General features: G+C 61.9%; 13 protein-coding genes and 1 pseudogene. All 14 read right to left on the reverse strand.

Going from position 1 to position 13,888, the window contains the following annotated elements:
* Positions 1–5 precede the first annotated feature (5 nt).
* Positions 6–161, reverse strand: a pseudogene (locus RHEC894_RS20335) (LysE family translocator); the annotation flags it as partial.
* Between the two features lie 48 nt (positions 162–209).
* Positions 210–962, reverse strand: coding sequence for an SDR family oxidoreductase (locus RHEC894_RS20340; protein WP_085738617.1), 753 nt, complete (start codon positions 960–962; stop codon positions 210–212).
* Positions 959–1,489: a hypothetical protein gene (locus tag RHEC894_RS20345; protein ID WP_010068079.1), complete on the reverse strand. Its 531-nt coding sequence runs from the start codon at positions 1,487–1,489 to the stop codon at positions 959–961. The genes RHEC894_RS20340 and RHEC894_RS20345 overlap by 4 nt, the downstream gene beginning before the upstream one ends.
* Positions 1,486–2,235, reverse strand: coding sequence for a DUF4241 domain-containing protein (locus RHEC894_RS20350; protein WP_085738618.1), 750 nt, complete (start codon positions 2,233–2,235; stop codon positions 1,486–1,488). Before RHEC894_RS20350 ends, RHEC894_RS20345 begins: the two co-directional genes overlap by 4 nt.
* Before the next feature lie 79 nt (positions 2,236–2,314).
* Positions 2,315–3,574, reverse strand: coding sequence for a 2-oxoglutarate dehydrogenase complex dihydrolipoyllysine-residue succinyltransferase (odhB, locus tag RHEC894_RS20355; RefSeq protein ID WP_085738619.1), 1,260 nt, complete (start codon positions 3,572–3,574; stop codon positions 2,315–2,317).
* Positions 3,575–3,613: 39 nt separating this feature from the next.
* The gene (locus RHEC894_RS20360; RefSeq protein WP_085738620.1) at positions 3,614–3,922 is read right to left on the reverse strand and encodes a YciI family protein; all 309 of its coding nucleotides are present in this window, start codon (positions 3,920–3,922) and stop codon (positions 3,614–3,616) included.
* A gap of 15 nt (positions 3,923–3,937) precedes the next feature.
* Positions 3,938–6,922: a 2-oxoglutarate dehydrogenase E1 component gene (locus RHEC894_RS20365; RefSeq protein ID WP_085738621.1), complete on the reverse strand. Its 2,985-nt coding sequence runs from the start codon at positions 6,920–6,922 to the stop codon at positions 3,938–3,940.
* A gap of 168 nt (positions 6,923–7,090) precedes the next feature.
* Positions 7,091–7,993, reverse strand: coding sequence for a succinate--CoA ligase subunit alpha (sucD, locus tag RHEC894_RS20370; protein WP_085738622.1), 903 nt, complete (start codon positions 7,991–7,993; stop codon positions 7,091–7,093).
* 19 nt (positions 7,994–8,012) lie between these two features.
* On the reverse strand, positions 8,013–9,206 hold the full coding sequence (gene sucC, locus RHEC894_RS20375; RefSeq protein ID WP_085738623.1) for an ADP-forming succinate--CoA ligase subunit beta: 1,194 nt from the start codon (positions 9,204–9,206) through the stop codon (positions 8,013–8,015).
* A gap of 35 nt (positions 9,207–9,241) precedes the next feature.
* Positions 9,242–10,204, reverse strand: coding sequence for a malate dehydrogenase (gene mdh, locus RHEC894_RS20380; RefSeq protein WP_049733453.1), 963 nt, complete (start codon positions 10,202–10,204; stop codon positions 9,242–9,244).
* Between the two features lie 178 nt (positions 10,205–10,382).
* Complete coding sequence (zapE, locus tag RHEC894_RS20385; RefSeq protein WP_085738624.1) at positions 10,383–11,546, reverse strand: cell division protein ZapE; 1,164 nt, start codon at positions 11,544–11,546, stop codon at positions 10,383–10,385.
* 82 nt (positions 11,547–11,628) lie between these two features.
* On the reverse strand, positions 11,629–12,144 hold the full coding sequence (locus tag RHEC894_RS20390; RefSeq protein WP_085738625.1) for a protease inhibitor Inh/omp19 family protein: 516 nt from the start codon (positions 12,142–12,144) through the stop codon (positions 11,629–11,631).
* A 136-nt stretch (positions 12,145–12,280) separates the two neighbouring features.
* A complete protein-coding gene (locus RHEC894_RS20395) occupies positions 12,281–13,099 on the reverse strand; it encodes a nucleotidyltransferase domain-containing protein (RefSeq protein WP_085738626.1) in 819 nt (272 codons plus the stop codon).
* Positions 13,100–13,103: 4 nt separating this feature from the next.
* Positions 13,104–13,883, reverse strand: a complete 780-nt coding sequence (locus RHEC894_RS20400; protein WP_003567268.1) for a succinate dehydrogenase iron-sulfur subunit — start codon at positions 13,881–13,883, stop codon at positions 13,104–13,106.
* Positions 13,884–13,888: the final 5 nt, after the last annotated feature.

Below are 13,888 nucleotides of genomic sequence, written 5' to 3' on the forward strand. Positions count from 1 at the left end.
GGATTTTAGTCGGCAGCGCGAGGCGGCGCGAGGCGGAAGCCGAAGCCGAGGAGTGCGGCTCCGGTGATGCGGTTGAACCATTTGCCGTTGGCGATGAAGCGGTCACGGATCGCCTTGTCCGTGAAGGAATAGGGGATGACGATCGAGAAGACGGCCATCAGGCCGAGGAATTCGAGAATAGACTGCATGCTGTTTTTCGCCCTGTCGCTCTAGCGGCCGCCGCTCACATTGAGGATGGCGCCGGTTACATAGGAAGCCGAAGGAGAAAGAAGATAGAGGATCGCATCCGCCACCTCCTCGGGCGAACCCGCGCGCTGCATCGGGACAGACGGCGCCATTTCGCGCGCCCGGTCCGGCAGCCCGCCCGAAGCATGGAGGTCGGTTTCGATGATGCCAGGTCTTATCGCATTCACGCGGATGCCCTCGGCGGCAACCTCGCGTGCCAGCCCAATGGTGAACGTGTCGATCGCCGCCTTCGAGGCGGCATAATCCACATATTGCGTCGCCGAACCCAGGATCGCCGCCATCGACGAGACGTTGACGATCGCCCCGCCCTGCCCGCCGTGCCGGCTCGACATGCGGCGTATAGCCTGCGCGGCGCAGAGCATGGAACCGGTCACGTTGATGCGCAGCATGCGCTCGATCCGCTCGGCCGACATCTCGTCGACCCGCTGCGGATAGTCGACGATGCCGGCATTGTTGACGAGACCGTCGAGCCGGCCGAAATGCTGGTCGACGGCCGCAAACATCGAGGCGATATCCGCAGTCTTGCCGACATCGCCTTCAATCGCCACGGCCTCGCCGCCACTTTCGACGATCGCCGCAACGACGGCATCGGCGGCCTTGCGATTGGAAGCGTAATTCACCGCGACACGCCAGCCCTGGCGGGCGGCGAGGCGGCAGACCGCAGCGCCGATGCCCCGGCTTCCGCCGGTCACGAGAACAACAGGGGCATCGCTCATGTCGCACACTCCTTGAAAACAAGCACGTCCCAGGGCGCCACGGAAGCCTTGCCCTCGCCCCAGGCGCTGGATTGGCGAATGGCAGGACCAAGGCCCGGAAGCACGAGCTTTTCGGCCGCCGCAGCACCTTCCGGCTGCAGATTGTCGAGCTCGCCTTCGGCATTCATGCCATAGACGGCGCCCTGCCAGACCGTGCAGGCATCGAGATCGGCGCCGGTGGCGTCACCTTCGGGGCAGTTGAACATCAGGATGCCGATGGCACGCACCGGATCTTCCGACGGCATGACATAACCTTCCATCACGACTGACGTCCTGAGCGCGCTGACCTTGAATTGATTGCTGGCGGCGGCGGATGGAGAATTCAGCGGCGTAAATCGCAATTCATACGCCGCGTCGCGATCGACATAGACCGCCTGTTCCTGCTTGCAGTCGGCGCCGAAGGCGGTCACCGGAACGCCGAAGAATGCAGCGGCCGCGATTGCAGCCACGCCCTTCCGCCCCGCCGTGATGCCGGTCCCAGCGCTCATTGCAGCTTCGGCTCCCTTTTCCCGTCGGCATTCTCGATCACGCTGAAATCCGTCAGCAGCACCAGCGCGCGGCCGTCTTTGTCGAGGCCCCAGAAAACCGGATAGAAACCGTCGCCCCAGCCGCTCCAGAACACCGCGACATTGCCCTTCTTGCCGGCGACCGGCCGGTGCAGCGCATAGGTGCCCTTATTGGCATCGAGATCGGCGGCCAGCACGTCGTCGTAATAATTGATGTCGGCGTCAGGCTTCTGAGCCTGCACCTGCGCTTCACGCTCGTCGATCAGAGCGAGTGTCTCCGCATCCATGTAGCAGCCGACCCCCGCATCGACCGGATAGCCGAAAATCTCGTCATCCTTCAGCGTCGCCGGATCCTGTCCCGGCAGGACCGCAAGCTCCCAATGATCCGGCTTGCCGTCGGCAAACCGCATGCCGGCGGCGGCGATGCGGCCGAAGGCTTTGTAGAGCGTTACCGGATAGTCGCCCGGCGCAACCGTTCTTGCCAGCGCCGGACGATCGGGCTGAGCGAGCGGATCGGCCGCGACGATGCGCCCCGAGGTCAGCTCGACATTGCCCATATGGATCACGCCGATCGACCGGCCGGAGAGTTCGGCATCGCTGAGCGTCACCAGCTCGAAATTGCTGCTTGCCTTGCCGATATCGAAGCCGGCGGCCGCCGCGGAGACCGGGACATGCGCGGCGGCAGCGCAGAGAAGAAGGCGCGCCGCTCGCATGATCCGGTTCCGCATCGAAAGCGCTCCCCTTAAAGCAATTCCAGCAAAATTGTGCAGCGGTTTTTGCGTCCGGAATTGCGTGAAAACAAATACTCTAGAGATCGAGAACCAGACGTTCCGGATCTTCCAGGCTTTCCTTGACGCGCACGAGGAAGGTGACCGCTTCCTTGCCGTCGACGATGCGGTGATCGTAGGACAGCGCCAGATACATCATCGGACGGATGACCACCTGGCCGCCGATCGCCACCGGCCGCTCCTGGATCTTGTGCATGCCGAGAATGCCGGACTGCGGCGCGTTCAGGATCGGCGACGACATCAGCGAACCGTAGACGCCGCCATTGGTGATGGTGAAGGTGCCGCCCTGCATGTCGGCCATGGAAAGTGAGCCGTCACGGGCTGCCTTGGCAAGACGGCCGAGTTCCTTCTCGATTTCGGCGATCGACATCTGGTCGGCGTCACGGATGACAGGAACGACGAGGCCCTTGTCGGTGCCGACGGCCATGCCGACATGGCAGTAGTTCTTGTAGATGACGTCGGTGCCGTCGATCTCGGCGTTGACGGCGGGCAGTTCCTTCAGCGCATGCGTCACCGCCTTGGTGAAGAAGCCCATGAAGCCGAGCTTGACGCCGTGCTTCTTCTCGAAAATGTCCTTGTACTTGTTGCGCAGATCCATGACCGCCTTCATGTCCACCTCATTGTAGGTGGTCAGCATGGCGGCGGTGTTCTGCGCGTCCTTGAGGCGCTTGGCGATCGTCTGGCGCAGGCGCGTCATCTTCACGCGCTCTTCGCGCGAGGCATCCTCGACCGTCGACGGGCCGCGCGCCGCGACCGGAGCGGCGGGCGCTGCTGCCGGAGCGGAAATACCCTTGGCGACGGCGGCGATGACATCGCCCTTCAGCACCTGGCCGCGCTTGCCGCTGCCGTCGATCTGATCGGCGGAAAGATTGTTTTCGGCAAGCATCTTCGAAGCCGCCGGTGCCGGCGGCATGGTGGAGACGGAGGCGCTCGACGACGATGCAGCAGCGGCAACGGGCGCCGGCTGGGGAGCAGTGGCCGGGGCTGGCTGGGCAGGCGTTGCGGCCGGTGCAGCCGCAGCCGGTGCTGCGGCGGCGCCGGCACCTGCGGAGATCTGGCCGAGCAGCGCGCCGAGGCCGACGGTCTCGCCGGCGGCAGCGACGATTTCCGAGAGCGTACCGGAGGCGGGTGCGGGAACTTCGATGGTCACCTTGTCGGTTTCAAGCTCGAGAATCGGCTCATCGGCCTTGATGGCGTCGCCGACCTTCTTGAACCAGGTGCCGACGGTTGCCTCGCTGACGGATTCACCGAGAGTTGGAACGCGGATTTCTGTGGCCATTGTTCAAATCCTGATTTCGTGTGTTTTCGTTTATGCGTTTCAGACGGCGGGCGGCCGCAAAATGATCGAGGGCATCGGCAGAATATCGAAACGGAAACCGAAGCCGGAAGCGATGATCGGATCGCCGTCGGCAAGGGCTTGCGCCGCCGCCTGATCCTCGACTTCGACGACTGCCATGCCGAAGGCGCCTTCACCCTCAAAGACGGGACCGACGACGATCGCCGATCCCGCAAGAGCATGGCGGTGCCAGTATTCGACATGGCGTTTCATCGCCGCCATTTCCTCGCCCGTTCCGTCATGCGGGAAAGTCGGGCGCGGCGGCTGCAGTCTCAGAAAGAAATAAGCCATTGCGCCCTCCTTGTTTTAGCCGCCCAATGCATCCTCGAGGAATGCGGCGAGCTGCGACAGATGCTTGGACATCAGGCCCGTCGCCGGTGAGGCGGCGGCCGGACGGCCGGTATAACGGACGCGCTGGTACTTTGCATCGATATGGGCGAGCACCCATTCGAGGAAGGGGTCGATGAACGACCATGCGCCCATGTTCTTCGGCTCTTCCTGGCACCAGACCATCTCGGCATTGCGGAAGCGCGACAGCTCGTTGATCAGCGCCTTTGCCGGGAACGGATAGAGCTGTTCGACACGCAGAAGATAGATGTCGTCGATGCCGCGCTTTTCGCGTTCCTCGAGAAGATCGTAATAGACCTTGCCGGAGCACATGACGACACGACGGATCTTGTTGTCCTTCTGCAGCTTGATCGGGCCGTCCTTGATCACTTCGGCATCATCCCAGAGCAGGCGATGGAAGGCGGATTCGCCGGCCATTTCGGCAAGCGTCGAGACCGCCCGCTTGTGGCGCAGCAGTGATTTCGGCGTCATCAGGATCAGCGGCTTGCGGAAGTCGCGCTTCAGCTGCCGGCGCAGGATATGGAAGTAGTTCGCCGGCGTCGTGACATTGGCGACCTGCATGTTGTCTTCTGCGCAAAGCTGCAGGAAACGCTCGAGGCGGGCCGAGGAATGTTCCGGACCCTGACCTTCATAACCGTGCGGCAACAGGCAGACGAGGCCCGACATGCGCAGCCATTTGCGTTCGCCCGACGAGATGAACTGGTCGAAAACCACCTGCGCGCCGTTGGCGAAATCGCCGAACTGGGCTTCCCAGAGCGTCAGCGCATTCGGGCGGGCCAGCGAGTAGCCATATTCGAAACCGAGCACGGCCTCTTCCGAAAGCATCGAATTGATGACTTCGTAGCGACCCTGGGTCGGCGAGAGATTGGCGAGCGGGATGTAGCGTTCCTCGGTTTCCTGATCGTAGAGAACCGAATGGCGCTGCGAGAAGGTGCCGCGTTCGCAATCCTGGCCTGACAGACGGATCTTGCTGCCCTCGACACAAAGCGCGCCGAAGGAGAGCGCCTCAGCCATCGCCCAGTCGATGCCCTCGCCGGTGGCGATCATGTTGGCGCGGTTTTCCATGAAACGCTGGATCGTGCGATGCGCATTGAAGCCCGCCGGGATCTCCGACAGCTTGCGGCCGATTTCCTTCAGCGTCTTCATCGGCACGGCCGTTTTGCCGCGGCGCTGCTCGTCGGCATTGTCGGCCGCGCGCAGGCCCGACCACTCGCCATCAAGCCAGTCGGCCTTATTCGGCTTATAGTGCTGGCCGGCCTCGAACTCCTGTTCGAGATGGGCGCGCCAGTCGGCCTTCAGTTTCTCGACTTCACCTTCGGTGAGCAGGCCTTCGGCGACGAGGCGCGCCGCATAGATCTGCAGCACGGTCTTGTGGCCGCGGATGACCTTGTACATCTTCGGCTGCGTGAAGGACGGTTCATCGCCTTCATTGTGGCCGTAGCGGCGATAGCAGAACATGTCGAGCACCACAGGCTTGTGGAACTTCATGCGGAATTCGGTGGCGATCTTGGCGCCATAAACGACCGCTTCCGGATCGTCGCCGTTGACGTGGAAGATCGGCGCCTCGATCATCTTGGCGACGTCGGACGGATAGGGCGACGAACGCGAGAAGGCCGGGTTCGTGGTGAAGCCGATCTGGTTGTTGATGATGACGTGCATGGTGCCGGCGACGCGATGGCCGCGCAGGCCGGAAAGGCCGAGGATTTCGGCAATGACGCCCTGGCCGGCGAAGGCGGCGTCGCCATGAATCAGCAGCGGCAGAACCTTGGCGCGTTCGGACAGCGGAATGATGTCGCCGTCCCAGACGGCCGCATTCATGTCCTGCTTGGCGCGGGCCTTGCCCATGACGACCGGGTCGACGATTTCAAGATGCGAGGGGTTTGCCGTCAGCGAGACATGCACCTTGTTGCCGTCGAATTCGCGGTCGGAGGAGGCGCCGAGATGGTACTTGACGTCGCCCGAACCTTCGACTTCGTCGGGTGCGTAGGAGCCGCCCTTGAACTCGTGGAAGATCGCCCGGTGCGGCTTGCCCATGACCTGGGACAGCACGTTCAGGCGGCCGCGATGGGCCATGCCGAAGACGGCTTCCTTGAGGCCGAGATGACCGCCGCGCTTCAAGATCTGCTCCAAAGCCGGGATCAGCGATTCGCCGCCGTCGAGGCCGAAGCGCTTGGTGCCCTTGAACTTGACGTCGAGGAACTGTTCGTAGCCTTCGGCTTCGATGAGCTTGGCAAGGATCGCCTTCTTGCCTTCGGCCGTGAAAGCCACGCCCTTGTCCGGTCCCTCGATACGCTCCTGGATCCAGGCCTTCTCTTCCGGATTGGAGATATGCATGAATTCGACGCCGAGCGTCGAGCAATAGGTGCGCTCGAGAATATCGATCATCTCGCGGATGGTCGCGTATTCCAGGCCGAGCACGTTATCGATGAAGATCCTGCGGTCGTAATCGGCTGATGTGAAGCCGTAATTCTCGGGCGACAGCTCGCGATAGTCGTCGACCGATGCGGCGATGCCGAGCGGGTCGAGCTTGGCATGCAGGTGGCCACGCATGCGGTAGGCGCGGATCATCATGATGGCGCGCACGGAATCGCGTGTCGCCTGCAGAACGTCGGTGCTGTCGGCGGGCTTGCCCTCAGCGGCAGCCTTCGCTTTCACCTTGGTCTCGATGACCTTTTCGACGATGCCCCAGTCGCCGTCGAGCGCCGACACCAGATCGCCGCCGGCCTGAAGCGGCCAGTTCTTCTTGCGCCAGGAAGCCCCCTTGGCCGCTCTCTTCACATCGCTGGGATCGTCCTCCAGCGCCTTGAAGAAGGTGCGCCACTGATCGTCGACCGACGCCGGATCCTCTTCGTATCGCGCATAGAGCTGCTCGATATAGGCCGCGTTGGCGCCATCCAGAAACGAGGTGATCTGAAACTGCTCGTTGGCTTCTTGCCGTGCCATGGTGTTCTGCGGACGCTTCCGTCCGCCTCCCGACTTTGATGAATTTGCCGGCGATAGCCGGCTGCCGCATTCCGATTGCCGCCTGTCCGCGGCGCATCTGCATGTCTCGTGCCGTCAAGGCCGGGCGGAAGGCTGAGATGCCACTCCTCCGCCCGGGTATAAGTTGGATTAGCCCTTGAGGACTTCAACCAGCGTCTTGCCGAGGCGGGCCGGAGACGGCGACACCTTGATGCCTGCCGCTTCCATCGCCGCGATCTTCGATTCCGCATCGCCCTTGCCGCCGGATACCACGGCGCCGGCATGGCCCATGGTGCGGCCCTTCGGCGCCGTACGACCGGCGATGAAGCCAGCCATCGGCTTCTTGCGGCCCTTTTTGGCCTCGTCGATGAGGAACTGGGCCGCGTCTTCTTCAGCCGAGCCGCCGATTTCGCCGATCATGATGATCGAGGTCGTGGCTTCGTCGGCCAGGAACATTTCCAGCACATCGATGAACTCGGTGCCCTTGACCGGGTCGCCGCCGATGCCGACGGCCGTCGTCTGGCCGAGACCTTCGTTGGAGGTCTGGAACACGGCTTCATAGGTCAGCGTGCCCGAGCGGGACACGATGCCGACCGAACCCTTGCGGAAGATCGAGCCCGGCATGATGCCGATCTTGCATTCTTCCGGGGTCATGATGCCCGGGCAGTTGGGCCCAAGCAGTCGCGACTTGGAACGGTCGAGGCGAGCCTTGACGCGCACCATGTCCATGACCGGGATGCCTTCTGTGATGCAGGTGATGAACGGGATCTCGGCGTCGATCGCTTCGATGATCGCATCGGCAGCACCGGCCGGCGGAACATAGATGACCGATGCGTTGGCGCCGGTCTTTTCCTTGCCTTCGGCAACGGTTGCGAAGATCGGCAGGCTTTCGCCCTTGGCGCCGGTCCAGTTTTCGCCGCCCTTCTTCGGGTGGATGCCGCCGACCATCTGCGTGCCGTAATAGGCCAGCGCCTGTTCGGTGTGGAACGTGCCGGTCTTGCCGGTCAGACCCTGAACGAGGATCTTGGTGTCTTTATTGACGAGAATAGACATTCTTTCAGATCCTTCAAAATTAGCCGTTGATCGCCGCGACGATCTTCTTGGCCGCATCGTCCAAGTCGTCAGCCGCCGTGATGGCGAGACCCGACTCGTTCAGGATCTTCTTGCCGAGCTCGACATTGGTGCCCTCAAGGCGCACGACGAGCGGAACCTTGAGGCCGACTTCCTTGACCGCGGCAATCACGCCCTCGGCAATGACATCGCACTTCATGATGCCGCCGAAGATGTTGACGAGAATGCCTTCGACCTTGGGGTCCGCGGTGATGATCTTGAAAGCCGCAGCAACCTTCTCCTTGCCGGCGCCGCCGCCGACGTCGCAGAAGTTAGCCGGCTCTTTACCGTAAAGCTTGATGATATCCATCGTCGCCATGGCAAGGCCGGCGCCATTGACCATGCAGCCGATATTGCCGTCGAGCGCGACATAGGCGAGGTCCCACTTCGAGGCCTCGATTTCCTTGGCGTCTTCTTCGGTCTCGTCGCGCAGCAGCTTGACGTCGTCGTGACGGAAGAGCGCATTGCCGTCGAAGGACATCTTCGCGTCGAGAACGCGCAGGTGACCATCCTTCATGACGATCAGCGGATTGACCTCGAGCAGCGCCATGTCCTTCTCGTTGAAGGCCTTGTAGAGGGCCGGGAAGAGCGACTTGGCATCTTCGGCGGCAGCGCCGTCGAGCTGCAGAGCCTTGGAGATCGCCGCAACGTCGGCAGCCGTCACGCCGGCTTCCGGATCGATGGCGATCGTCTGGATCTTCTCGGGCGTGTCGTGGGCGACAGCTTCGATATCCATGCCGCCTTCGGTGGAAACCACGAAAGCCACACGACCGACCGAGCGGTCGACCAGCAGCGAGCAATAGAGCTCGCGGGCAATGTCGGCGCCGTCTTCGATGTAAAGGCGATTGACCTGCTTGCCGGCTTCGCCGGTCTGGGCCGTCACCAGCGTATGACCAAGCATTTCCTTGGCATGGGCGATCACTTCGTCGATCGACTTGGCGAGACGCACGCCGCCCTTGGCTTCGGGGCCTAGTTCCTTGAACTTGCCCTTGCCGCGGCCGCCGGCATGGATCTGGCTCTTGACCACGTAAAGCGGGCCGGGAAGCGACTTGGCGGCAGCCTCGGCTTCCTCCACCTTGAGAATAGCCACACCCTCGGCAACCGGCGCGCCATAGCCCTTCAGCAGAGCCTTGGCCTGATATTCATGAATGTTCATGGGTCTATCCCTGTTTTATGACTTCAGCGCGTCGACTACTTCAGCGAAGGCGCGATGTTGATGCAGGCTTCGCAGAGACCGGCGACGGCGCCGACGGACTTGTCGAAGGCTTCCTTCTCGGTCTTGTTGAGATCGATCTCGATGATGCGCTCGACGCCGCCGGCGCCGATGACGGTGGGAACGCCGACATACATGTCCTTGACGCCGTACTGGCCGCTGAGGTGAGCCGCGCAGGGCAGAACGCGCTTCTTGTCCTTGAGGTAGGATTCGGCCATCTCGATCGCCGAGGCGGCCGGGGCGTAATAGGCCGAGCCGGTCTTCAGCAGGCCGACGATTTCGGCGCCGCCGTCACGGGTGCGCTGAATGATCTCTTCGAGACGTTCCTTGGTAACCCAGCCCATGGTGACGAGGTCGGTGAGCGGAATGCCGCCGACGGTGGAGTAACGGGCGAGCGGCACCATCGTGTCGCCATGGCCGCCGAGCACGAAGGCCGTCACGTCCTGGACCGAAACGTTGAATTCCTTGGCGAGGAAAAGCCGGAAGCGCGAGGAGTCGAGAACGCCGGCCATGCCGACGACCTTGTTGGCCGGGAGGCCGGAGAACTTCTGCAACGCCCAGACCATGGCGTCGAGCGGGTTGGTGATGCAGATCACGAAGGCGTTCGGGGCATATTTCTTGATGCCGGCGCCGACCTGTTCCATGACCTTGAGGTTGATGCCGAGAAGATCGTCGCGGCTCATGCCCGGCTTGCGGGCAACGCCTGCCGTGACGATGCAGACGTCGGCGCCTTCGATCGCGGAATAGTCGCTGGCGCCCGTCAGGTTGACGTCGAAGCCTTCGACCGGCGAGGACTGAGAGATGTCGAGACCCTTGCCCTGGGGAATGCCGTCCGCAATATCGAAGAGGACGATGTCGCCCAGTTCCTTCAGGCCGGCGAGGTGCGCCAGCGTGCCACCAATCATGCCAGAACCAATGAGTGCGATCTTGTTACGCGCCATTTCGCTGTTTCCTTTGCGATCAAATTCGTCGGGCAGCACGCAGCAAGGCACCACCCAATGCCGCAATCGCATAGACCCAAAGCCAAAAAATGGCAATCCATTAATTTTGATGTAGCGTTTTCAATCGTTTAGATACAAAAATTCTTACGTAAACGTAAAACAGCCTGTCACCGGATTGTTACTCGGCGGCGCGCTTCTCATGGTGCAGCGCAAGATATTCGGCGCTGCGCATCTCGAACAGGCGTGAAGCCGTGCGGTCGAATTCGAAGCCTTCGGTGCCGCGGCGATGCACGAGCAGTTCCTCCGGCATCGCCGCCGCAGAAATGTAAAGACGCACCGCATGATCGTAGAAGGTGTCGACCAGAATGATGAACCGCTTGATCTGGTTGCGCTTTTCCGGCCCCAGCAAGGGAACGTGATCGAGGAAGACCATATCGAAGCGCTCGGCGATGGCGAGGAAATCGGCAGCCCCGAGCGGTCTGTCGCAAAGATCGGCGAAGGAAAACCGCGCCATGCGATCGACGGCGAGAGGCACGTGGATGTGGCGCCCCTTCATCGGAATATCGAGCGGCTGCGCCTTTCGCCCGTGCAGTGCCTGCGTCCAGGACGCATCCATCGCCATATCGTTATGGTCGTTGATCGGCACCAGATAGACCGGCTGGCTGCTCAACTTTTCCATCCGGTAATCGGTCGGCGAATCCAGGGTGACGACGTCGACATGCTGTTTTAGAAGAGCGACGAAGGGCAGGAACAGGCCGCGATTGAGACCATCCGTGTAGAGATTGTCGGGCTCGACATTGGAGGTCGCGACCAGCACACATCCGCGCGCGAAAAGCTCGGAAAACAGCCGCGACAGGATCATCGCATCGGCGATGTCGGTGACCGTGAATTCGTCGAAGCAGAGCAGTTCCGCTTCCTCGTAGAGGGCTGCGGCAACCGGCGGCATCGGATCGGCCTGCTTCGTCTCGCCGTTCTTGAGCTTCTGGCGGTGCGCCGCGATGCGATTGTGCACATCCGCCATGAATTCGTGGAAATGCGCCCGGCGCTTCTTCCTGCACGGCGCCATCGAGAAGAACATGTCCATCAGCATGGTCTTGCCGCGGCCGACGCTGCCATGGATGTAAAGCCCCCTGGTGCCGTCGCTGGATTTTTTCTTGGCCGCAAACAGCCAGCCCAGCGCGCTCGATTTTGCCGCCGGCCGCCGCTGTTTCAGCCCGGCAAGCACCCGGTCGAGGCTCTTTGCCACGTCCATCTGGGCGGAATCGACCTGAAGCGTGCCCGATGCGGTCAGCGCTTTAAGCTGTTCGCAGACGCTGAGCGCGTAATCCGGCATGGGTTGCATGAGGGCATATCCGCCTGTCAGTCATCGGCGGAGGCCCGCCGGATCGTTTACCGCGCCGGTTTCTTCTACCGTGCCGGCTGGTTTACCGGCTGAGGCTGATCTGCTGGCCGGTGCTGGTCTGGCCCTCGAAGCGGTTGTCGGCCGTCTTGTAGACGCTGCCGAGCTGATTGCCCGAGCGGTCCTTGAGCAGCACCTGCTTGCCGGCAACCTCCCAGGAGCCCATCGCCGTCAGCTCGCCGACGCAGCCGCGCGTTCCGCCGCGCGAACCGCTGCCGAGATTGGTCAGCGTCAGGAACATGTCGCAGCTGCCGTTGACACGCCAGCTTCCAACCATCGATTCCTTGGTGACGTCAAGCGCATTCGCGGCCATTGCGCCGGGCTGAACTCCCGGCATCGATGCCGTCGTCGCCGTCGGTGCCGCCGGAAACTGCGAATTGTTGACCGGCGGAAGCTGCCCGCCCTGCACCGAGGGAACCGGCTGTGCCGTCAGTGGCGCCGGTCCGGCATTCGGGCTGGAGCTGTAATCATATGCCGTACGCTGACAACCGGCTAGCGCGAGAGCCACCACCAGACCTGTCATCGCATATCGCAACTGCATCATCATACTCCTGAGTTCGGCTAGCGCCGCAGAGAAACCCGCGTGAGACAAGTCCGATTATCGTAACTCGCTTTGGTTAATCAAGTCGGACGGCATAAATTGCCCGTGACAACAACTAACCGAAAAACGATACAGTTCAACTGTCCCGCTGCAAAACTTCCTGCACATAGAATTTGTCAGCAAGGTGTTGCGCGCGCTGATCTCTGTCCGGATCCCGGTCGAACTCCCGCAATATCCCGGAATAACGCTCGAACGCACTCTCCAGAAAGGATCGCACCAGCAACGGCGGCTGACCTTCCCCCATTTCGCGTGTCTGTTTCTTCACATGCACGAGATCGAGTATCGCCGTTCGAAGGTCGGGAGCGATCGGGATCGCCTCCAGGCATTCCAGCATATTCATCGGTGGCAGCACGCGAAACGAACGCTGCCGCATCCATTCGAGCGCGATCGCCGGGCGCACGGTATAAAGGAGCTTCTTCAGCTTGATCGGCCCCTCGCCCTGGTTCTGAAAATGCTGCCGCATGAGCCCGACATAATGGCCAGCGACCTTCTCCGGCACCATGATGAGATCGAGCAGCGCGCCGAGACGTGAGCGAAAACCGGCTTCCTCTTCATAAGCGATCGGCGACTTCAGCCATTCGACCACCACCGCGTTTCCCTTGAGGGCAAGCAGCAGCGCCTTTCGCAGATCCCAGCCACCGGTATCGATATCGCCAATGATCGGAAATTCGATGACATCGCGCGCCGAAGCAAGTGCCAGATGATGCTCGACAGGGCGGATATAGACGAAACGGCAATCATAATCGCTGTCGGGAGATGGAAAACCCCAGGCGCGGCTGCCGCTTTCGATCGCGAAACCGATGCGGATACCCTGCTCGCGCACCGAGGCGAGCCGTGACCTGATCTCCTTGACGGCTTCGGGATCGAAGCCGTCTATTCCGCCATCGGCATGCATGCCATCAGACCCGGCGTTCGACCATCATCTTCTTGATTTCGGCGATCGCCTTGGCCGGATTGAGGCCCTTCGGGCAGGTCTGCGCGCAGTTCATGATCGTGTGGCAGCGATAGAGGCGGAACGGATCTTCGAGATTGTCGAGGCGTTCGCCGGTTGCCTCGTCCCTGGAATCGATCAGCCAGCGATAGGCCTGCAGCAGCACGGCCGGACCGAGATAGCGGTCGCCGTTCCACCAGTAGCTCGGACAGGAAGTCGAGCAGCAGGCGCAGAGGATGCATTCATAAAGGCCGTCGAGCTTCTGCCGGTCCTCATGGCTCTGCTTCCACTCCTTGGCAGGCGCCGGCGACACCGTCTTCAGCCAGGGTTCGATCGAACGATGCTGGGCATAGAAATTGGTGAGGTCGGGCACCAGATCCTTGACGACAGGCAGATGCGGCAACGGATAGATCTTCACCGCGCCCTTGATATCGTCGAGGCCCTTGGTGCAGGCCAGCGTATTGGTGCCGTCGATGTTCATCGCGCAGGAGCCGCAGATACCCTCGCGACAGGAGCGGCGCAGCGTCAGCGTCGGGTCGATCTTGTTCTTGATGTAGAGCAGGCCGTCGAGCACCATCGGGCCGCAATCGTCGACATCGATGTAGAAAGTGTCGATCGACGGGTTCTGCCCGTCGTCCGGGCTCCAGCGGTAGACGCGGAACTCACGGGTGTTCTTGGCACCCGCCGGCTTCGGCCAGACCTTGCCTTCGCGCATCTGAGAATTCTTGGGGAGAGCGAGTTCAACCATATCCG

Origin of the sequence: Rhizobium sp. CIAT894 (genome assembly GCF_000172795.2) — a bacterium.
Classification (GTDB): domain Bacteria; phylum Pseudomonadota; class Alphaproteobacteria; order Rhizobiales; family Rhizobiaceae; genus Rhizobium.